The sequence below is a fragment of the Niveispirillum sp. KHB5.9 genome (assembly GCF_048066115.1).
Classification (GTDB): domain Bacteria; phylum Pseudomonadota; class Alphaproteobacteria; order Azospirillales; family Azospirillaceae; genus Niveispirillum.
In genome coordinates this window covers 73743-95167 of record NZ_JBLTYX010000009.1, presented here as the reverse complement: position 1 = coordinate 95167, position 21425 = coordinate 73743, and the positions used below count along the sequence as shown (strand labels likewise).

Here is a 21425-nt window from a genome sequence, read left to right as displayed (position 1 = left end):
CCCGCCGGATCAGCCGGCCGTCAGCTTCTGCGCCAGCGCCATGATGTCATGCGCGGCGTCGGAGGTAGGGGAGCGGACCAGCAGCGGCGTCTGGGTCTTGATGCTCTCCCGCACCTTCATGTCGCGACGGATGATGCCGGCAAGCTGCGGCGATTTCCCCAGGAACTTGCGGCAGGCGGCCAGCAGCGTCTCGTACGTCTTGTCGCCCTCCAGCCGGGTCTGCGCCATGTTGACCACGATGCGCAGGTCGGCCAGGGGATTGGCCTGATAGGAGAGTTTCAGGAAGGCATAGGCGTCGGTGATGCTGGTCGGCTCGTCCGTCGTCACCACCAGCGAGATGCCGGCGGGGGCGGTGAAGGTGCGGACATTGCGATCCACACCGGCGCCCAGATCGATGACGATATTGTCGTAGGACCGGGCAAGATCGGTCAGGTCGTTGCGCAGCTGGGTCAATTTTGCCGGGGGCAGATTGGCCAGACTGCCGGACCCGGAACGGCCGGCGATGATATCGAACCCGCCTTCGGGATAGCGGGTGGTGGAGCCGGCCAGGGTCACCATGCCGTCGATCACCTGGCCCAGGTCGCGCTTGGGCATCAGGCCCAGCTGGATATCGACATTGGCCAGGCCCAGATCGCCGTCGAACAGCAGGGTCTTGCGGCCCAGCTTGCTCAGCGCGTGCGTGAGGGAGATGGAGAAGAAGGTCTTGCCGACGCCGCCCTTGCCGCTGGCGACGGCCAGGATATTGCGCTGGCGCAGCGGCGTGACATTGGCGGAGGCGGCCATCATCGCGGACAGGTCGGTCATGCGTGGGTCCCCGTTTGCTTGGCTCGCCGCTGTTCGGCTTGCAGTTCCGGCATCATCATCTTGGCCAATATTGTCGGCGTCAGGGCAGTCAGCCCGTCGGCAACTTTTGTCGTCGCACTCACATCTGCAAAAGCCAGGCCAGCCTCGTGCGCGGCGACCAGCAGGCTGCCGTAACGGCGCGCCATATCCATGCGGGTGGCCAGCAGGCGCTTGGCGCCTAAGGCGCGGAAGGCCTTGGCGATCTCCACCGCCTCAACCGCGTCCAGGCCGGCCGGCAGCACCAGCACGGGCTCGACCTCGGTCGCGGTGATGAATTCCTTCAGGTCCTTCATGTCCTGCGCGTTGTACGGGTTGCGGCCGGCACTGTCGATCAGCACCTGCTCCATCCCCCGTGACACTTCCACCGCGTCGGACAGGGCCAGCGGGTCCTCCACCGTGATCAGGCGCAGCTTCAGCACGCGGGTGAAGGCCTGCAACTGTTCGATGCCGCCGGCGCGGATCGTGTCGGTGGAGATGACGCCGACGGGACGTTTCTGCAGGGCGCAGCGCGCGCACAGCTTGGCGACGGTCAGGGTCTTACCACCGCCGGGCGGGCCGACCAGCATCACGGGACGGGGCGAACGGCCATCGGGCAGGGGCTGGAAGTTGAACACGGCATCCAGCGCCGCGGCCATGGCCATCAGCGGGTCGCGCGTGTCGAAATCCTCCAGACTGTCGACCAGCCGCTGGTTCAGCTCCGCCGGCACGCCATGGCGCAGCAATGCCTCGGCGACGATGTCGATCGGCTCCGGCCCCTCCGGTTCCATGAAGCGCAGGGGGCTGGGGGCGGCCACGGGGGCATGGGTGGCCAGCAGGCCCTCATCCTCCTCGATGGCCGCGGTCACGCGGACGCCGACGCCCTCCTCCTCGCGGGTGGCCACGATGATCGCGTCATCGCCCAGCACCTCGCGGACCATCTGCATGGCTTCCTGCATGGATGGCGCATGGAACGATTTCAGACGCATGCCGACCCCGCCTTCCCGGCCCTCCAGCCCATGTTGATCCTGGCTACCAGTATTACAGCGTTCTTCGCGAATTCCCTAGCGTGCTGCGGCCGTAGGTCAGGTAGAGGCGCAAGCCGAGCCCTGACAAACGACGGTGTCGGAAAAATGTCAGGGCTCGCCTGCGGCTCGACCTGACCTACGATAGTGTCGTGCATCCCCGCCATCAGATCTGCCCCAGCGTCTTGATCTTGGCCTTCGGGTGGATCTCGTTCTGCGACATCACCACGGTGGCCGGGCGGAAACGTTCGATGATCGAGCGCACGAAGGGCCGGATCAGCGGGGAGGTCAGCATCACCGGCGCCTCGCCCTGCATGGCGAACTTCTCGAACGACTGGCGCACGGCGGTGATGAATTGCTGCAGGCGCGACGGTGCCATGGACAGCTGCCGCTCGTCGCCATCGCCCACGATGGCCTCGGCGAAGGCCTGTTCCCATTCCGGGGAAAGGGTGACCAGCGGGATGAAGCCCATCTCGTTGGTGTTGCTGTCGGAGATTTGCCGGGCCAGACGGGCGCGCACATGTTCGGTGATCTGGGTCATGTTGCGGGTATAGGCGGTCGCCTCCGCCACACCCTCCAGGATGGTGGGCAGGTCGCGCACCGACACACGCTCGCCCAGCAGGTTCTGCAACACGCGCTGCAAGCCGCCGATGGTGATCTGGGCCGGCACCACATCGCCCACCAGCTTCTGGTTCTCCTTGCTCATCTCGTCCAGCAGCTTCTGCGTCTCCGCGTAGGAGAGCAGGTCGGCCATATTGTCCTTGATGATCTCGGTCAGATGCGTGGTGACCACGGTCGGCGGATCGACGACGGTATAGCCCTTGAACAGGGCCTCCTCGCGATAGGCGCCGTCGATCCACATGGCGGGCAGGCCAAAGGTCGGCTCCGTCGTCGCCTCACCGGGCAGGCCGATACGGTCGCCACGCGGGTCCATGCAGAGCAGCATGTTGGGGCGCACATCGCCGCGGCCGGCCTCGATCTCCTTGATGCGGATCAGGTAGGTGTTGGGCGGCAGCTGGAGATTATCCTGGATGCGCACGGCGGGCATGATGATGCCGATCTCACCCGCCAGCTGCCGGCGCAGGCCCTTGATCTGGTCGGTCAGGCGGTGGCCTGCTTCGGAATTGATCAGCGACAGCAGGCCATAGCCCAGTTCCAGGCGGACAAGGTCGATGGCCAGTGCTGTGGAAATGGGTTCGTCCGCCACGGGGGCGGGGGCCGCGGCGGCGGCCTGCGTCTCCTGCTCCGCCTCCATCGCCTCGCGCATCATCTTGGTCTTGGGCAGGTAATAGGCGGCGGCGGCCAGGCCGATGGCCAGCAGCCCGAACGGGATCTTCGGCATGCCGGGCAGCAGGCCGATGGCCAGAACCACGCCGGCCGTCAGGCCCAATGCTGTTGGATAGAATGTCAGCTGTCCGAACACCGCCTTGTCGGTGGAGCCGGTGGAACCCGACTTCGACACCATCAGACCGGCGGCCAGCGAGACCAGCAGGGCCGGGATCTGCGACACCAGGCCGTCACCGACGGTCAGCAGCGTGTAGGTCTGGCCGGCCTCCAGGAACTCCATCTCCTTCTGGCCGATGCCGATGATCATGCCGACGATGATGTTGATGAAGGTGATGACCAGGCCGGCCACGGCATCGCCGCGCACGAACTTGGACGCACCGTCCATGGCGCCGAAGAACTGGCTTTCATCCTCCAGTTCCTTGCGGCGCTTGCGGGCTTCGCTTTCCTCGATCAGGCCCGCCGACAGGTCGGCGTCGATGGCCATCTGCTTGCCGGGCATGGCGTCCAGGGTGAAACGGGCCGCCACTTCGGCGATACGGCCCGAACCCTTGGTGATGACGCTGAAATTCACCAGCATCAGGATGCCGAACACGGTCACGCCGATGATGAAATTGCCGCCCATGATGAACTGGCCGAACGTCGCGATGACGTGGCCGGCGGCGTTCACCCCTTCATGCCCATGGCCCAGGATCAGGCGCGTCGACGCGAGGTTGAGCGCCAGGCGCAGCATGGTGCTGACCAGCAGGATGGTGGGGAAGGAGCTGAATTCCAGCGGCTTCTGGATCGACAGCACCACCATCAGGATCAGGACGGAGAACGCGAACGAAATGGTCAGGCCCACATCCAGCAGGAACGTGGGCAGGGGAATGATCAGGACCACCACGATGGTCAGGATGGCCAGCGCAAACCCCACCTCGCCGCGTTTCAGCGACTGGCCGATGAGGCGCAGGGCATCCTGGGCTGAGCCGATGTTGGTCTGCGGTTGGTCGGTCATGGGGTGGTGGTCTTGGTCCTGATCACGGGCTTGGGTTGGGCAATCACATCAATGGCAGGCTCACCCCACCGCGCGGTCATCCTCCACCCCGCCGGCCGGCGGCGGCACGGGCACGCCGTCCTCGCTGTATTCCTTCAGCTTGTTGCGCAGGGTGCGGATGGAAATACCCAGGATATTGGCGGCATGCGTGCGGTTGCCCAGCGTATGCTTAAGGGTATCGATGATAAGGTCACGCTCCACATCCGCCACGGTACGGCCGACCAGCGCCTGGGTGGCGGAACCAGCCCCCGGAACGAAGGCGTTGCCGGGTTCGGCCACCGGGATCACCGGGGCCGGCGGCGGGGGGGGATAGGGCTGCGGCGCGTAAGGCTGCGGCGAATAGATCGAGGCGTTGCCGTAGGAACTGGCCGCGCGCGAGGCGCCGGGCATGGCCGGCGGCGGGGGCGGCTGATAGGCGGCGGGGGCGGGCTGGGGTGCCGGGGCCGGCTGCGGCGCATAGCCGGGTTCGGCGCCGGTCAGAAGGATGGCGTCGGTTCCGATCTCCGTGCCGCGCGACAGCAGCACGGCGCGATGCATGGTGTTTTCCAGCTCGCGCACATTGCCGCGCCAGTGATGGGATTGCAGCATGGCCATGGCCACGGGGCCGACATTGCGTTCGGGCAGGCCGTTGGCTTCGGAATATTTGGTGGCGAAATGCTGGGCCAGCAGCGCGATGTCATGCGGCCGGTCGCGCAGCGGCGGCAGGGCCAGACTGACCACGTTCAGGCGGAAATACAAATCCTCGCGGAACCGCCCGGCCTTGGCTTCCGACAGCATGTCGCGGTTGGAGGTGGCCAGGATGCGGATATCGACCTTGACCGGCGTGTTGCCGCCCACCCGGTCGATCACCCGTTCCTGGATGGCACGCAAGAGCTTGGCCTGCAGGCGCAGGTCCATTTCCGAGATTTCGTCCAGCAGCAGGGTGCCGCCATTGGCCTCCTCGAACTTGCCGATGCGCCTTGCGACCGCACCGGTGAAGGCGCCCTTCTCATGGCCGAACAGCTCGCTTTCCAGCAGGTTTTCGGGGATGGCGGCGCAGTTGACCGACACGAAGGGCGCGCCCGACCGCCGGCTCTTGCGATGCAGGTAGCGGGCCATCAGTTCCTTACCCGTGCCGCTTTCCCCGGTGATCAGGACGGATGCGTCGCTGGGTGCGATCTGGTCGGCCAGGCCCAGGGTGGCGGCCATGGCCGGGTCGCGGCTGACGATGGCGTGGCTTTCCTCGGCCACAGCCTCCAGCACGGCGGCGATCAGGTTCGCGTCGGGCGGCAGGGGGATGTATTCCTTCGCACCGGCCCGGATGGCCTTCACGGCGGCCTGGGCATCGGTGCCCACGCCGCAGGCGACGACGGGCACGGCGAAGCGTTCGTTCTTCAGCTGGTCGACCAGGATGCGCACATCCAGCTTCACGTCGATCATCACCAGATCGGCGCCCTGACCGGTGCGCAGGGCGTTCAACGCCCCATCGATACTGTCGGTATGCGCGACCTTCGCGCCCTTCTGGAGCGCGATCTTGCCGGCGGCGCTGATATAGCCTTCGAGTGTTCCCACGATCAGAAGACGCATCGTCCTACCCTTTCACTCACCGGTCCGGTCGTTCAATTCGAAATACGCAGTCATTGATAGGCCGCCACGCGATGTTCCGGCGGCAGCACGGTATTGATCAGCACCTCGAGCCGGCGCGGATTTTCCTGTCGCGCCACCGATCCGGCAGCCAGCAGATAGAGCCCGTCCACCAGTGCCTCCTGCTCCGCATTGCGGTCGATCTTGGCGGCGATGGGGGAGAAGACCATGGAGCCCAGGATGGCGCCGTAGAAGGTGGTGATCAGCGCCACGGCCATGGCCGGCCCCACGGTGGAGGGATCGGACAGGTTGCCCAGCATCTGCACCAGACCGACCAGCGTGCCGATCAGGCCCATGGCCGGCGCCACCTCCGCCGCACGCCGCATCACAGCCGATGCCGTGCGCGACCGGGCCAGATTGGCCTCGATCTCCGTGCGCAGGATGCGTTCGGCATCATCGGCCGGCAGACCATCCACGATCAGTTCCACGGCCTTGGACAGGACCGGCCAGGTGCGGGTGGATTTGATCAGCGGCTGCAGGCCCAGCGGCCCGCCGCGCCGGGCGAATTCCGCCAGCGACAGGGCCGTCTGCGCCGCGGCGCGCGGGTCGGGCGTGCTGGCCACCATGGTGGAGGACAGGGCCTTGCCCGCCGCCTTCATGTCGGACGGGGAGAAGGAGATGCTGGTGATGGCGGCCGTGCCGCCCAGCACGATCAGTATCGATGGCACGTCGATGAAGGACGCGATCCCGCCACCACCCATGGTCAGTGCTGCCAGCACCAGCAACAGACCCGACGACAGGCCGACGATGGTGGCCAGGTCGAGCCGGCGGCGCATGCGTGGCAGGGGTGGGGCCTTGGCCGGCGGCGGCACGGGCGCCGGGGCCGCCGCGGGAGGCGGTGGCGGTGGCGGCGGTGCGGCCGGTCGGTTGCGGGCGGGGGCGCGGTCGTTCATGGCCTCACGCGCGTTCGGTCTTGATGATTTCGGTCATGGTCACGCCCAGCCGGTCTTCCACGACCACCACTTCGCCGCGCGCCACCAGCCGGTTGTTCACATAGATGTCGATGGCCTCGCCCACCTTGCGGTCAAGTTCCACCACCGCACCCTTGTTCAGGCGCATCAGGGTGCTGACCTGCATGTTGGTCTTGCCCAGCACGGCGGAAATCTGCACGGGGATGTCATAGACGGACTCGAGGTCCTTCACGACGGGCAGCGCTTCCAGCTCCCCGCCGCCACCGCGGCCATTCTCGAAATCGCTCAACGACATGTCGTCTTTGGCAGCCATCTCAGTTCCCGTTCCCGGATGTCATGTCGTTCATGTTCACAGTGCCGCCTCCCGCCGGGGGGCGGCCATCACCTGGTTGGGACCGCCGGGGAAATCGGCCAGCAGGTCGCCGGACAGCCGTTCGATCTCCGCCCACAGGCGGGCGACGTCCCGCTCCGCCCCGCCGGCGGTCCAGTCGACCTTCACATCCATCTCGCGCAGCTTGGGGTCGGCCAGGACATTGACCTGCCCGCCGAAGCCGTGGCGCATGGCCATGTCGCCGATACGGCCGCGCAGCTCGTCGAACCAGCGTTCATTGACGCGGAAGGCCAGCTTGGGCTCCTCCACCAGTTCCTCCAGGAAGCTGGCGATCACGCCCTCGATCTCGGTCAGGCCCTGGCGTTCCACCAGGCCCGGCCACAGCTTGCGCATGATGGCCAGCGCGATGCGGGCGGTGTTCTCCTGCCGCAGCTGCGCCTGACTGTTCTGGACATTGACCAGCTGCTTCAGGCTGTTCTCCACGGCGCGCAAGGCGGCGGCGAGTTCCTGCTGGTCCTGGGTTTCGGCCTGGGCCTTGCCCTGCTCGATCCCCTCGGCCAAGGCGGCAGCGCGGGTCTGCTCCTTGGCCAGCCGCACCTGTTGCTGGAGCTGTTCCAGGCTGAAGGTGGGCGGCGGCGGGGGAGGGGGCGGTGCCGGCGGCAAATCGGGTTCGGGCTCCGGCTCCGGCATGGCGGCAGCCTTGCCCGCCGGGTTGCCGAACCCGTCTTCGAAATCCTGCTCGAAAAGGAACTTCTGGATGGTGGCCATGGATCAGCCGCCTCAATTTTCCTGATAGAGCCAGTTGCGGATGATCGACACGGCCTCTTCCGGATGCTTCTCCACGATCTCGCCCACCTTGCGCAGCGAGGAGGCGCGGACGCGGCCGTCGACCCGGTTGATGTCGATCATCTGCTCCAGCTCCTCGTTGGCCTGGGCCGCCTCCATGGCCAGTTCGCGGGCCAATGCACCGCCGCCGGGGCCGGCCAGCTGCGGCATGCCGCTGCCATCGGACAGAAGATCGGGCTCCTCATCCAGCTGCGGCGAGCGGTCGAGCGCGCGGGTGACCAGCGGCTTGATGACCAGCAGGATCACCAGGATGGCGACAATGGCCAGGATCAGCGTCTCGGCGATGCGGATCACGTCGGCCTTGGGCATGCCGAAGATCGTCTCTTCCAGGCCCGCCAGCTCATCCTCCGGCCGCGAGAACTGCATGGAGATCACTTCGACATTGTCGCCACGCGAGGGGTCGACGCCGGCGGCCGACTGCACCAGCCGCTGCAACTGCGCCAGCTCGGCCTCGCTGCGTGGCGTGTAGGTGCGGGTGCCGTCGGCGGCCGTGGTGTAGGTGCCGTCCACCAGCACGGCGACCGACAGGCGGCGGATCTGGCCCGTCTCGCGCTCATGCACCTTGGTGGTCTTGGAAATTTCGTAATTCACCGTCTCTTCGGAACGGTTCTTCTTCTCGCTGTTGCCGCCGGCGATGTTGTTGGCGCCATCGGCATTGGGCAGGTTGTTGGCCACGGTGACGGGATCGACGCCGTCGCGGTTGTTGGCCTCGCTGTTCTCGGTGATCGACTGGGTGCCGCGCACCACCTGGCCTTCGGGGTCGAAGGTCTCGCTGTTGGTGGTGATGCGGTCGAAATCCATCTCGACCGACACCTGTGCCTGCACGCGGCCATGGCCGACGGACCGGCCCAGCAGTTCCTCGATCGTCTGGCTCAGTTCGCGTTCGCGCGCCAGGCGGCGTTCCTCCGCACTGGCGGCCATGGCCTCCGGCGTGTTGGGACGCAGGCCGCGCGACAGGAGATTGCCCTTGTCATCGACGATGGAGACGTTGGCCGGTTCCAGCTGCGGTACGGCGGTGGAGACCAGCTGCTGGATGGCCGCGACCTGTTCCTTGGACAAGGGATGGCCGGGCTTCAGCTTCAACAGGATCGACGCGGTGGCGGTCTGCGCTTGCCGCGCGAACAGTTCGCGCTTGGGCAGCACCAGCTGCACGCGGGCGGCCTGCACCTGCTGCAAGGTCTGGATGGAGCGGACAAGCTCCCCCTCCTTGGCGCGCAGCTGCTGCATCTGCTGCATGAAGGCGGTGGTGCCCAGCCCTTCCGGCTGATTGAAAATCTCGTTGCCGACGCTGCCGCCGCTGGGGATGCCCTGCTGGGCCAGCATCATGCGCAGGCGGCCCACCTGTTCGGCCGGCACCTCGATGCGGGTGCCGTCGGGCGACGCCTTGTAGGGGATCTGCTGCGCTTCCAGCTGCTGCACGATGGCGCCGCCATCGGCGGGCGTCAGGTCGGTATAAAGCAGCGACAGGGCCGGCGTGGACCATTGTCCGGCGAAGAAGACGATGGCGCCGATGGTGATCAGAACGGCGGCCCCGATCCCCGCCAGGCGCAGGGTGCCGAGATTCCGCAAGGTTTGCAGAAACGACTCCACGTCGATCAACTCCTGTCAGGCAAGGGCGCTTCAGGCCACAAAGTACAGCGTTTTCCCGCCTTTACGAGGAGCTTTGCATCCATCTCGTGAAGAATGGCGGTGTCAACTGGGCAATTTTTGCCCGATTCGCCGGCACTGTGACATAAACAGCACGTTCCATGCAATGTTCATTGGGTTAGGTGCAGGGGGCGATGCGGAATGCAACAACCCCCGTCGCTTTCCTGGGTTCATCCGGGAAAGAGCAAGGGCGATGCCAGACGCGGATGCGGGAAGGCGATGTCAGGTGACGCGCGGAACCAGGCCGTCGTCGCCTCATCCGCCGGATAGAACAGTTCCACCCGCAGGTTCTGCAGCCCCGCGTCCAGGGGCGTGCCCACCATGGCGATGATGGAGAACAGGCAGAGCCGCACCCCGTCCTTGGTGAAGCGGGTATAGAGCGTGGGCGCGTCGGGGGCGCCATCGGTGAAGGGAGTGGCCAGCCCGGCCAGGGCGGGATCAGCCAGCAGATCAGCGAACGGGTCCTGGTTCGCCGTCTGCAACGGGTCCTCCAGCAGTGCCTCCCCCTTGATGCGCCGGATCATCCAGGCCGCCACCTCTTCCCAATTCTCCACCAGATGCCGCATGTCGGGCGACAGCAGCAGGCGGACGAGGTTGGGATTGGGGAGGCTGGCGATGGCGGGGCCGGCCAGGAAGCCCAGCAGGCGCTGGGCACCGGCATTGGCCTGGATCAGGTTGTAGTGCCGGTCCACGACCACGGCGGGAAACGGCGCCTGGGTGTCCAGCATATGGGTGATGGCCGCCTTCACCGGTGCCATTTCCGGTGCCTCCAGCGGGGAATTGTCCCAGGCCGGGGCGAAGCCGGCGGCCAGCATCAGGGCGTTCTGGTGGCGCAGCGGCACCGACAGGGCCGTGGCCAGTTGCAACACCATGCCCCGCGACGGCCGCGACCGGCCCGATTCCAGGAAGGACAGGTGCCGCTGGCTGGTATTGCAGGTGAGCGCCAGGTCCAGCTGGCTGATCCCGCGCGAGGCGCGCCAGCGCTTCAGCAGCGGCCCGAAAGCCTCGGCATTGTTGACGCGGCGGCGGGGAAGCGGGCTGGGCATGGCGGGACCTGGGCTGGGGTGGTGGGGATTTGTCACATGGGCAAAGGGGTTCTGTCGATTACATGGCAGGTAATAGGCAGCCGACAGAGTCGCAATCCGTCCCCCATCCGCGCTAAGGTCGCCTGTCCCGTCCCGCCGCCGGAAATTCCATGTCCGCCGATCCCGGTTTCATCCATCTGCGTGTCCATTCCGCCTATTCGCTGGCCGAAGGGGCGATCAAGACCAAGGAACTGGTGAAGCTGTGCAAGAAGCACGGCTATCCGGCGGTCGCCGTCACCGATACGGGCAACCTGTTCGGCGGCCTGGAATTCGCCATGGCGGCGTCGGATGACGGTATCCAGCCGATCATCGGCTGCCAGATGTGGATCACACCGTTCGGCCCGCAGAAGAAGGTGGGCGGGCGGGTGATGGGTCCGGGGGCGGACCAGCTGGTGCTGCTGGTGCAATCCGAGCAGGGCTATCGCAACCTGATGCGCCTGGTCTCCGTCGCCTTCATGCAGACGGAGACGGGGCTGCTGCCGCAAGTGTCGCTGGACGATATGGCGGGCCTGAGCGACGGGTTGATCTGCCTGACCGGCGGTACCGGCGGCGGGCTGAACCGCCTGCTGCTGGACGGGCAGAAGCCGCATGCGCTGGACCTGCTTGAAAAGCTGAAGGCGCTGTTCCCCGGCCGGCTCTATATCGAGCTGATGCGCCATGTCGAGGGGCCGCTGGCCCAGGCGGAAGCGAAGGTGGAGCCGGACCTGCTCGACCTTGCCTATGCCCACGACATTCCGCTGGTCGCTACCAACGATGCCTATTATGCGTCCGCCGACATGTACGAGGCGCACGATGTGCTGCTCTGCATCGCCGACGGCGCCTATGTGATGCAGGAGGAGCGCCGCCGCGTTTCCCCCCACCATTATTTCAAGTCGCCGGCCGAGATGCGGGAGCTGTTCGCCGACCTGCCGGAGGCGGTGGACAATACGGTCACGATCGCCCGGCGCTGTGCCTACATGCCGCGCAAGGTCAATCCGATCCTGCCGCCGTTTGCCAGCGCCAATGGCCGCGAGGAACCGGACGAACTGCGCGCCCAGGCCCATGACGGCCTGACCTTCCGCCTGAACAAATATGTCTATACCAGCGGCATGGCGGAGGACGAGAAGAAGAGGATCGAGAAGGAATACCGTGCCCGGCTGGATTTCGAGCTGGATACGATCATCAAGATGAAGTTCCCCGGCTACTTCCTGATCGTGTCGGACTTCATCAAATGGGCCAAGGACCAGGGCATTCCCGTGGGTCCGGGGCGTGGTTCGGGTGCGGGGTCGCTGGTGGCCTGGTCGCTGCTGATCACCGATCTGGACCCCATCCGTTACGGATTGCTGTTCGAGCGCTTCCTGAACCCCGAACGCGTATCGATGCCCGACTTCGATATCGATTTCTGCCAGGACCGGCGCGAAGAGGTGATCAAGTACGTCCAGGGCAAGTACGGCATCGACAAGGTCGGGCAGATCATCACCTTCGGTAAGCTGCAGGCCCGCGCGGTCGTGCGCGACGTGGGGCGCACCTTGCAGATGCCCTATGGCCAGGTGGACCGTATCTGCAAGCTGATCCCCAACAACCCCGCCAATCCGGTGACCCTGCAACAGGCCCTGGACGGGGAGCCGCAATTGCAGGAGATGCGGCGCGGGGATGAGACGGTGGATCGCCTGCTGACCATCGCGCTGCGTCTGGAGGGTCTGTACCGCCACGCATCGACCCATGCCGCCGGTGTGGTGATCGGCGACCGGCCGCTGGACCAGTTGGTGCCGATGTATCGAGACCCGCGGTCCGACATGCCGGTCACCCAGTTCAACATGAAATATGTGGAACTGGCCGGGCTGGTGAAGTTCGACTTCCTGGGCCTGAAGACGCTGACCGTGCTGAAGACGGCTGTGGACCATGTGCGGGACCTGGGGCCGGAACTGGACCTGCTGGACCTGGATATGGAGGATGCCAAATCCTATTCCATCCTGGGGCGGGCCGAGAGTGCCGGCATCTTCCAGCTGGAAAGTTCGGGCATGCGCGACGTGCTGCGCCGCATGAAACCGAACCGGATCGAGGACATCATCGCGCTGGTGTCGCTCTACCGTCCCGGCCCGATGGATAATATCCCCAAATACATCAAGGTGAAGTTCGGGCAGGAGAAGCCGGACTATCTGCATCCGTCGCTCCAGCCCATCCTGGAGGAAACCTTCGGCATCATGGTCTATCAGGAACAGGTGATGCAGATCGCCCAGGTCCTGGCCGGCTATTCGCTGGGTGGCGCCGATCTTCTGCGCCGCGCCATGGGCAAGAAGATCAAGGAGGAGATGGAGAAGGAACGGGCCAAGTTCATCAGCGGTTCGGCCGAAAAACTGGCCGTGCCGGAGGAACAGTCCGGCCTGATCTTCGACCAGGTGAACAAGTTCGCCGGATACGGCTTCAACAAGTCGCACGCCGCTGCATACGCGCTGGTCGCCTATCAGACGGCCTTCATGAAGGCCAATTACCCGGTCGAGTTCATGGCGGCGACCATGACCTACGATATGGGCAATACCGACAAGCTGAACCAGTTCCGTCAGGAACTGGTGCGGCTGGGCATCCGGCTGCTGCCGCCCGATGTCAACGCCTCGGAACCGCGCTTCCGGGTGGAGACGCTGGCCGATGGCAGCCGCGCCGTGCGCTATGCCCTGGCCGCCGTGAAGGGCGTGGGCCCGCAGGCCATGGAACTGGTGGTGCGGGAGCGCGCGGCCAACGGCCCGTTCAAGGACATTTTCGATTTCGCCCGCCGCGTCGACAGTTCGGCCTTGAACAAGCGCATGCTGGAAAAGCTGGTCTGCGCGGGTGCTTTCGACAGCATGAACCGCAACCGCCAGCAGCTTTTCGCAGGCCTGGAAACCGTGGTCCGCTACGCCCAGGCGGAGGCGCAGCAGCGTGACAGCGGCATGGGGAACCTGTTCGGCGGATCGGAGGCGATGAAGGCGCCCGACCTGCCCAAGGTGCCGGACTGGGAACCGCTGGAAAAGCTGCGGCACGAATTCGAGGCTATCGGGTTCTATCTGTCGGCCCACCCGCTGGACAGTTTCGCCCCGGCCATGGCGCGGATGAAGGTGGTGAAGTTTGCCGACCTGCCACGGCAGATGCGCGACGCCAAGTCCACCCGGTTCAAACTGGCTGGCATTATTGTTGCCAAACAGGAACGAACCGCAAAAAGCGGCAATCGTTTCGCTTTCGTAACGCTATCCGATGCGTCCGGCGTCTTCGAGGTGACGCTGTTCGCCGAGACGCTGGCCCAGAGCCGGGAGATGCTGGAGGCGGGTCGCGCGGTGCTGCTGTCCGTCGATGCGCAGAAGAATGGCGAGGAGATGCGCCTGACCTGCCATGGCGTGCTGTCGCTGGAGGACGAGGTCTCCAAGAGCGCGGCGGGCCTGCGCATCCTGCTGGATGATGTGCATGCCGTACCGGCCATCAAGACTACCCTGGGTCGGCTGCCGGCCGGGCGGGGCAAGGTCACCCTAGCGGTGGAGCTGGACGCGCTGCGCGAGGTGGAGATCGCCATCCCCGGGGCCGTATCGATCAATGCCGCCAGCCGGGGGGCGTTCAAATCCATCCCCGGCGTCATCGAAGTGCAGGAGCTGTGACCCATGGCCGACCATCTTCCCCTTGGCCGCCCCCAGGCCGCCCCCGGCCGCACCCTGACCGGTACGGCCAATGCCGAACGGCTGACCGGGACCGCCGATGACGACACGCTGAACGGTGGGGCCGGGAACGACACGCTGGATGGCGGGGCGGGATACGACATCGTCGTCTTCGACCATCGCGTCAATGACAACGCGCTTCTGACCATCACCATCAATGCCGACAGCATCGTGGTGACGGGGCTGGAGACCGACACGCTGATCGGTATCGAACAGGTGAACCTGTCCGGCGCCCGGTTCAATGACAGCCTTGTCGGCAGCGACCGTCCGGAACGGCTGGACGGGCTGACCGGCATCGACACGATCAATGGCGGCGGCGGCAACGACACGATCATCGGTGGCGCCAATCTCGACAGGCTGACCGGCGGGACGGGCCAGGACCAGTTCTGGTTCTACGGGCCGGATGTCGGCGGGTACGATCTGATCACCGATTTCTCCACCGATGACGCCCTGGTCTTCCATCAAAGCCAGTCGGGCCAGTGGGTGTCGCTGCCCATCAGTGCCGTATCGGCGGGCAACGGTGCCGGCCTGCTGGCCGGGCAGGCGCAGGTGCAGGCCATCACGGGCGGTGTGCGCGTGCTGGTCGGGCTGGACGGCACCGCCGGCTACGACATGGGCGTGGACCTGTCCGGTAATTTCGTGCTGGGTGATTTCGAGGCGGTGGGCGGGCAGGTGCGCCTGGCCACGCCCCGCAACCTGACGGGTACGGCGGGCGACGACCTGCTGACGGGCAGCCGCTTTTCCGACACGCTGTCGGGTGGCGCCGGCGACGACCGCCTGTTCGGCGGGGCCGGTGCGGACACGCTGACCGGCGGGCTGGGGATCGATGCGGCCAGCATGAAGGCCAGCTTCGCCAATGTCACCATCGCCCGCCAGGCCGATGGCAGCACCCTGGTCACCACGAACGAGGCGGGCGTGGCCGTCACCGACCGGCTGAGCGATGTGGAACTGCTCTATCTTACCGACCGTGTCGTGGTGCTGACCCCGGCCGCCACGCAGGCGCCCGGTGCCGGCCTGCCGCTGGGATTCAGCGAACAGGGCTATCTGGCCGCCAATCCCGACGTGGCCGCCGCCGTCGCCGCCGGTGGCTTCGCCAGCGGGCTGGGCCATTACATGGCTTTCGGCAAGGGGGAGGCGCGGTCCGCTTCCGTGCTGTTCGACGTGGACTGGTACTTGACGCGCAATCCCGACGTGGCGGCGGCCGTGGCGCAGGGATGGACGACGGCGCTGGATCATTATGTCAATCATGGCTGGCGGGAAGGGCGCGACCCGTCGGCGGCCTTTGATACCTCCGCCTATCTGGAGCGCAATCCCGATGTGGCGGGTGCCGGCATGAACCCGCTGGTGCATTTCATCGGCTGGGGCATGGGCGAGGGGCGGATCATCACCGCCGCCGACGGGGGCTGGGTCGGCTGACGTGGTTTCCATTGTGAAGACGGGCGCCACCCCCGGCCCCGCCTTCACGTGAATAGGCTTGCCATCCCTGCCGGTGTTTCCTAGGTTGCGCGGGCAGGGGTGCATCACCTGGAGCGGGGGGCCGTTCCGGGAATGGGTGGGCAATATGATCCTCTCTGCGGCGGCTGCGGCCGGCTCCGTCATCAATGGCGGCAATACCGACGACAATCTGAACGGCACCACGGGCAACGACACGCTGAATGGCGGTGGTGGCAGTGACATCCTCAATGGCGATGCCGGCGATGACAGCCTGTCGGGTGGTGACGGCATCGATGAACTGCATGGCGGGCCGGGGGCCGATATCCTGCTGGGCGGTGCCAGCGACGACGTGCTGGAAGGCGGGCTGGGCGACGATACGCTGGATGGCGGCGATGGCGACGACATCCTCTATCACCGCATCAATGCCACCACCGCGCCGGTCGCGGCAATCATCATCGGCGAAGGCACGCTGACCAGCGACCAGGGCACCGACATCCTGCGCAATATCGAGCGCGCCTGGGTGGAAGGCTCGGCCCTGGCCGACAATGTCACCGGCTCCTCGCGCCAGGAGGTGATGTATGGCGGTGATGGCGCCGACACGCTGAATGGCGGCGGCGGCAACGACACGCTGATGGGCGGCAAGGGCGCCGACATCCTGACCGGCGGCACCGGGCAGGACCATTTCGAATTCCACGCGCCGGAATTCGATACGGTCGATACGGTCACCGACTTCGCCCAGGGCGACATGCTGACCTTCGCCACTTATGTGGGGCAGTACTTGCAGGTCAAGGCCGTGTCCGCCATCGGTCAGGGCAATGGTGCCGGCCTGACCGACGGGCAGGTGCATGTGCAGGCCATCGATGGCGGCGTGCGCGTCATGATCGGGCTGGACAGCAAGGCCGGGTACGATGCTGCCGTCGATCTGAAGGGCAGCTTCGACCTGTCGCGTTTCGTGGCGGTGCCGGGTGGCATCGGCTATCGCACCACCGACATTCCCCAGGGCACGTCCGGCAACGACCTGCTGGTCGGCAGTATGTATGGCGACACGCTGCGCGGTGGTGCCGGTGCCGACCGGCTGGTGGGCAATGGCGGGCCGGATCTGCTGGATGGCGGGGCGGGTGTCGATGCCGTGGGCTTGAACCTGACCATCGACCAGCTCTATCTGGCCCGCATGGCCAATGGGTCGGTGGCCATGGGGGTGAAGGCCTGGGGCAACCCCATCGTCAGCGAACTGGCCAATGTGGAGTTCCTGTATCTCTCCGACCGCGTGCTGCTGATCACCGGCATGGAAGAGGCGATGTCGGCCAACCTGCCGCTGGGCTACAGCGAGCAGGGCTATCTGGCGGTCAATCCCGACGTGGCGGCGGCGGTGGCCGCGGGCGTGTTCCGCAACGGCTATCAGCACTACACGCTGCACGGAAAGGCGGAGGGGCGCAGCCCCACGGCCCTGTTCGATGCCAACTGGTATCTGGAACAGAACCCGGATGTGAAGGCCGCCGGGGTGCGGGCGCTGGACCATTTCATGAACAATGGGTGGCGGGAAGCGCGCGATCCTTCGGCATCCTTCGATGTCAGTGCGTACCTGGAACGACATCCGGACATCGCGGCGGCGGGGATGAACCCGCTGGTGCATCTGCTGGGCTGGGGTCTGGCGGAAGGCCGCATCTTCACGGCTGCGGACAGCAGCTGGATCGGGTAGAAGCAGGACTCACTTTCCGGTTCCCTCAGGCGCCGGGCGCGGCCATCCGGCCGCTTGGCTTACGCCGCACGTGCGGCGGGCCAGCGGTCGCTGGCCTCCGGCGGTCATGGATGATGACCGCCGGTATGACTGGAGCTGTGTTTGATGAGTAAGCCTTTCTGGGACCTGGAACAGCCGCGCGGTCGTATTCTGCCGGCCTTGGCGGCGGGTCTTGTTCCGGTACTGGTGGCCCTTCTGGCCACCGGCCTGCTGTTGGTCCGGCCGGCTCTGCGCGGGCTGGACCATGCCCAGGAGGTGCTGGCGGCGGCCGGGGAACTGCGTTCCACCAGCCGCGCCCTGCAGCGTGATGCGCTGCTGATGATCTTCGACGAACCGACGCGGGAGAAGACGGGCCAGCGCCTGGATGCCCGCGTCCCGGAATTCCGTGCCCTGGCCGACCGGCTGGGTGCGGCACTGGACCCCGTCGATCCGGAACGGGCCACGCGCATCCGCGAAACCCATGCGGCCCTGGCCGACGGGTTCGAGGCGGTGACACGGTCGGTGCGGTTGGGTGCCGGGGTGGATGCCAACTGGAAGGTCCAGCAGGACGGCGTGCTGGCGGCGGAAGTGCCGGCGGCGCGCACCAACGACCCGGTCATCGCCCAGTACCAGACCTATATGGATGCCTCGCTGGGTGAGGTGCGGATGGCCTTCTGGCTGTCCTTCCTGATCGCGCTGGTGTCGCTGGGCTTCGGTGTGGCGTCGGCGGCGGTGGTGTTGAGGAGATAGTTTTTGTTCCCTCAGGCGCCGGGCGCCCACATCCGTGGGCTTGGCTTGCGCGCCATGAGGTGCGGGCCGGCGGTCGCCGGCCTATAACCGCATGGGCCAGGCGCCTCCGGTTGGCATTACCCCGGCTGGTGTCCGCTCAGTAGTTCCACGGCATTGGCCAGGACCTTGCCGTCGGTCTGGGCGAACAGGGTGGTGGCGCGGCCATGGATGGCGGCACCCGGTGTGACGCGCAGCAGGCGCGACAGGTCCTCGTTGGCGACCAGACGCAGGAAGCCGGCGGGCCGGCTTTTGAAACCCACACCGCAGGCCGACAGGATGGCGCCGAACGGGATGCGCCGCTGACGCACCGCGAACAGGGCGCCGGGCGGCAGTGCGTCCAGACGAATCTCGATCAGCCCCAGTTCGGCCGGCGTGCCGCTGTCGGCGCCGGACAGCAGGACGTGGCGGCGCAGCAGTGTGCCCACCTCTTCGGTGTGCAGCACGGACAGACGCATCTGTTCGCCCCAGAACGCCTCCAGCGTCGCCGTCATGCCATGGTCATGGGCCAGCAGCCGGCGCGGCACGTCGGGCAGCCCGTCAGCCTCCAGCCACAGGGGCACAGGCGGCTCGCGGCCGGGGGATTGCTGGCGCAGGAAGCCCGTCAACAGGTCGGGGGAGGTGTCGGTCGGGCGGACTGGGGCGGTCATTATCATGGGTGTATGGCCTGGGAAGGGGGGGACCATAGCCACGGGCGCGGCGCTTGCCAAGGCATGGCGGACCTGCACCACCAATGATCGCGGAATTGGAACCATAACGCCATCAATCCGCCACAGCGACCGGCCAAATCGTTAATCCCGCTTAACCTTTTCGGACGAACCCATGCGTCGTATATCCGTTTCCGGTGATCGTTTCCGATCACCGGACCTCAGTCGCCGGCGCCCACATCCGTGGGCTTGGCTACGCCGCATGGGTGGCGCGGCGGCAGTCGCCGCCGTACCCAACCCCGGGAAGCCTGGCTTCCCGGGGTTGGGTTTCATCCCGTTCGCGGCCACGCTGGTTCTGCTGGCTTCGGCTGGCGTCGCCAATGCCCAGACCGTCCCCGCCGACTATGCCGCCCTGGTCGAACCCGATGACCGGCAAGAGGTGGCGGCCAAGCCGCTGAAGGATCGTCTGGCGGCCGATCCCGGCGACAAGGCGGCGGCGCGCGACCTGCTGCTGGTCTATCAGCGCTTCGGCGATTTCGAGGCCGGACTGCCCCTGGGGGCCAAGCTGGCGGCCGAGACGCCCGACGACCGCGCGGTGCTGGAGGCGCGGATGGTGCTGGCCACGCGGCGCATCGATGATGCCTCGCTGTTCTCCAAGAAGTCGGCGGCGGCGGACCTGCTGTCGCTGTGCGAGGGGGAGCGGACGCGCGATCCGCGCAGCATCCCGGCCATCAACTGCGTGGCGCAGTTCCATCTGGTCGCACCGTCGATCGCCGGTGGCGACAAGGAAAAGGCGGAAGCGGCGATCCGGCAGATGCAGCCGCTGGACGAGGGCCAGTATCTGCTGTTGCGGGCGAATCAGGCGTTCAGCAATGAGGATGAGGCCGGTGGCAAGGCCCGCCTGATGGAGGCGGTGGCCAAGCTGACCGATGCATCCGACCTGGCCGGGGCCGGCACGCGCCTGGGCCGGCTGGGTGACAATGACGCGGCGTTCGCCGCACTCGACAAGGCGGCGGCACTGGACCCGGCCGATACGTTCACGCTGTACCAGCGCGGGCGGGCCACGGCGGTGACCGGACAAAGGCTGGAGGCCGGGCGTGATTCGCTGCTGCGCTTCCTGTCGGGATCGGCCTGGATCGGCGGCACCAATTATCGGGCAGGAGCGCATTGGCGGCTGGGGCAGATCTATCAGGCCATGGGCGACAAGGTCACAGCGGAGAAGGCATTCCGCCGCGCCCTGGTTCTGGAGCCCAAGCACAAGGAGGCCCAGGCGGCGCTGAAGGCGCTGAAAGCGGCGGGATAAGACGGCGAAGCCGGCACGGCGGCGACTGCCGCCGCGGCACCCTGTGGCGCGTAGCCAAGCCACCGAATGGTGGCGCCGGCGATTGAAGTCGATGATCGGTTACGATCAGCGGAACGCAAAAAACACCCCGCCATGCGGCCATGGCGGGGCGGGCGGGCGGAAATCGCGGCCGGGTGGGGTTGCATTGGCGCGCCGGCTGCGCTATCTCACGCCCCGTCGTTAATCCCACACGTGGGCTTGCGGTGTGTCGGCTTTTACCCGGACGCTGGTTGTCAGGGCAGGCCGTCATATCGATCCGGTGTTCGGCTGGCATGGTGCCAGGCGGACGTCGCCTGCGGAGGAAGAACCGGAAAAGGAAGTTTTCCCATGGCTATGCCGACCTTTACCATGCGTCAGCTGCTGGAAGCTGGCGTCCACTTCGGTCACCACACCCGTCGCTGGAACCCGAAGATGTCCACGTACATCTTTGGCGCCCGCAACGGCGTGCACATCATCGACCTGGAGCAGACCGTTCCGCTGCTGGGCCGCGCCATGCAGGCCGTGCGTGACGTCGTCGCCGGCGGCGGCCGCGTCCTGTTCGTCGGCACCAAGCGCGCCGCGCAGGAGCAGGTTGCCGAGAGCGCCAAGCGCTGCGGCCAGTACTATGTCAACCATCGCTGGCTCGGCGGCATGCTGACCAACTGGAAGACCATCTCCCAGTCGATCCGCCGCCTGAAGGAAATGGACGAGGCTCTGGCCCATGGTGAAGGCTCCGGCCGCACCAAGAAGGAGCTGCTGAACATGACGCGCGACCGCGACAAGCTGGAGCGCGCGCTGGGCGGTATCCGTGACATGGGCGGCCTGCCCGACCTGCTGGTGATCATCGACACCAACAAGGAAAGCCTGGCCATCCAGGAAGCCAACAAGCTGGGCATCCCGGTCGTCGCCATCCTGGACAGCAACAGCTCGCCCGACGGCATCACCTTCCCGGTGCCGGGTAACGACGACGCCCTGCGCGCCATCGAGACCTATTGCGAGCTGCTGAGCGGCGCCGTCCTGGACGGCCTGCAGGCCGAGATGTCGGCCGCCGGCATCGATGTCGGCAGCCAGGAAGTGGCTCCAGAAGAGGCCCTGCCCGCCGAAGCGGCCGCCGAGGCCTGAGTTTGAGGTGCGACGGCCGGGCCGCATCCGAATTCGGGTGCTGTCCGGCCGTTGTGCTGTCCGGGCTTGGCGCGAAACCGCCATGACCCTGTGCTAGAAGATATCCCGTCACACCCCGACGATTTAGAGAGG

The 21425-nt window shown here is 66.4% G+C and carries 16 protein-coding genes; 6 read left to right on the top strand and 10 right to left on the bottom strand.

Annotation, left to right across the window (positions count from 1 at the left end):
- Window positions 1-9: 9 nt before the first annotated feature.
- The 9 genes from ACM9HJ_RS16265 to ACM9HJ_RS16225 all read right to left on the bottom strand — a co-directional run bounded on the left by ACM9HJ_RS16265 (window position 10) and on the right by ACM9HJ_RS16225 (window position 10568).
- The gene (locus ACM9HJ_RS16265; RefSeq protein ID WP_416572801.1) at window positions 10-804 is read right to left on the bottom strand and encodes a MinD/ParA family protein; all 795 of its coding nucleotides are present in this window, start codon (window positions 802-804) and stop codon (window positions 10-12) included.
- A complete protein-coding gene (locus ACM9HJ_RS16260; RefSeq protein WP_416572800.1) occupies window positions 801-1808 on the bottom strand; it encodes a GTPase in 1008 nt (335 codons plus the stop codon). Before ACM9HJ_RS16260 ends, ACM9HJ_RS16265 begins: the two co-directional genes overlap by 4 nt.
- 202 nt (window positions 1809-2010) lie before the next feature.
- Window positions 2011-4125 carry a flagellar biosynthesis protein FlhA gene (gene flhA / locus ACM9HJ_RS16255; protein WP_416572799.1) on the bottom strand — a complete coding sequence of 705 codons (2115 nt, stop codon included), beginning with the start codon at window positions 4123-4125 and terminating at the stop codon, window positions 2011-2013.
- A 60-nt stretch (window positions 4126-4185) separates the two neighbouring features.
- Window positions 4186-5730, bottom strand: coding sequence for a sigma-54-dependent transcriptional regulator (locus ACM9HJ_RS16250; protein ID WP_416572798.1), 1545 nt, complete (start codon window positions 5728-5730; stop codon window positions 4186-4188).
- A 50-nt stretch (window positions 5731-5780) separates the two neighbouring features.
- Window positions 5781-6680: a motility protein A gene (locus ACM9HJ_RS16245; RefSeq protein WP_416572797.1), complete on the bottom strand. Its 900-nt coding sequence runs from the start codon at window positions 6678-6680 to the stop codon at window positions 5781-5783.
- A 4-nt stretch (window positions 6681-6684) separates the two neighbouring features.
- Window positions 6685-7011 carry a flagellar motor switch protein FliN gene (fliN, locus tag ACM9HJ_RS16240; RefSeq protein WP_416572796.1) on the bottom strand — a complete coding sequence of 109 codons (327 nt, stop codon included), beginning with the start codon at window positions 7009-7011 and terminating at the stop codon, window positions 6685-6687.
- Window positions 7012-7047: 36 nt separating this feature from the next.
- Window positions 7048-7797 (bottom strand): hypothetical protein, encoded by a 750-nt coding sequence (locus ACM9HJ_RS16235; RefSeq protein WP_416572795.1) that lies wholly within the window; start codon window positions 7795-7797, stop codon window positions 7048-7050.
- Window positions 7798-7809: 12 nt separating this feature from the next.
- On the bottom strand, window positions 7810-9465 hold the full coding sequence (gene fliF, locus ACM9HJ_RS16230; protein WP_416572794.1) for a flagellar basal-body MS-ring/collar protein FliF: 1656 nt from the start codon (window positions 9463-9465) through the stop codon (window positions 7810-7812).
- 227 nt (window positions 9466-9692) lie between these two features.
- The gene (locus ACM9HJ_RS16225) at window positions 9693-10568 is read right to left on the bottom strand and encodes a helix-turn-helix domain-containing protein (protein WP_416572793.1); all 876 of its coding nucleotides are present in this window, start codon (window positions 10566-10568) and stop codon (window positions 9693-9695) included.
- Window positions 10569-10717: 149 nt separating this feature from the next.
- On the opposite strand from ACM9HJ_RS16225, the gene dnaE reads away from it, so the two are divergent.
- The 4 genes from dnaE to ACM9HJ_RS16205 all read left to right on the top strand — a co-directional run bounded on the left by dnaE (window position 10718) and on the right by ACM9HJ_RS16205 (window position 18167).
- Complete coding sequence (gene dnaE / locus ACM9HJ_RS16220; protein ID WP_416572792.1) at window positions 10718-14209, top strand: DNA polymerase III subunit alpha; 3492 nt, start codon at window positions 10718-10720, stop codon at window positions 14207-14209.
- Window positions 14210-14212: 3 nt separating this feature from the next.
- A complete protein-coding gene (locus ACM9HJ_RS16215; RefSeq protein WP_416572791.1) occupies window positions 14213-15682 on the top strand; it encodes a hypothetical protein in 1470 nt (489 codons plus the stop codon).
- Between the two features lie 145 nt (window positions 15683-15827).
- Entirely contained in the window at window positions 15828-17399 is a 1572-nt protein-coding gene (locus ACM9HJ_RS16210) for a calcium-binding protein (RefSeq protein WP_416572790.1), read from the top strand.
- 144 nt (window positions 17400-17543) lie between these two features.
- The gene (locus ACM9HJ_RS16205; protein WP_416572789.1) at window positions 17544-18167 is read left to right on the top strand and encodes a hypothetical protein; all 624 of its coding nucleotides are present in this window, start codon (window positions 17544-17546) and stop codon (window positions 18165-18167) included.
- Window positions 18168-18283: 116 nt separating this feature from the next.
- Here ACM9HJ_RS16205 and ACM9HJ_RS16200 read toward each other — a convergent pair whose 3' ends face one another.
- A complete protein-coding gene (locus ACM9HJ_RS16200; protein WP_416572788.1) occupies window positions 18284-18853 on the bottom strand; it encodes a hypothetical protein in 570 nt (189 codons plus the stop codon).
- A 319-nt stretch (window positions 18854-19172) separates the two neighbouring features.
- Here ACM9HJ_RS16200 and ACM9HJ_RS16195 point away from each other — a divergent pair, with 319 nt between their 5' ends.
- Both ACM9HJ_RS16195 and rpsB read left to right on the top strand, forming a co-directional pair.
- Window positions 19173-20153, top strand: a complete 981-nt coding sequence (locus tag ACM9HJ_RS16195; protein ID WP_416572787.1) for a tetratricopeptide repeat protein — start codon at window positions 19173-19175, stop codon at window positions 20151-20153.
- A gap of 366 nt (window positions 20154-20519) precedes the next feature.
- A complete protein-coding gene (gene rpsB, locus ACM9HJ_RS16190; RefSeq protein WP_416572786.1) occupies window positions 20520-21293 on the top strand; it encodes a 30S ribosomal protein S2 in 774 nt (257 codons plus the stop codon).
- Window positions 21294-21425: the final 132 nt, after the last annotated feature.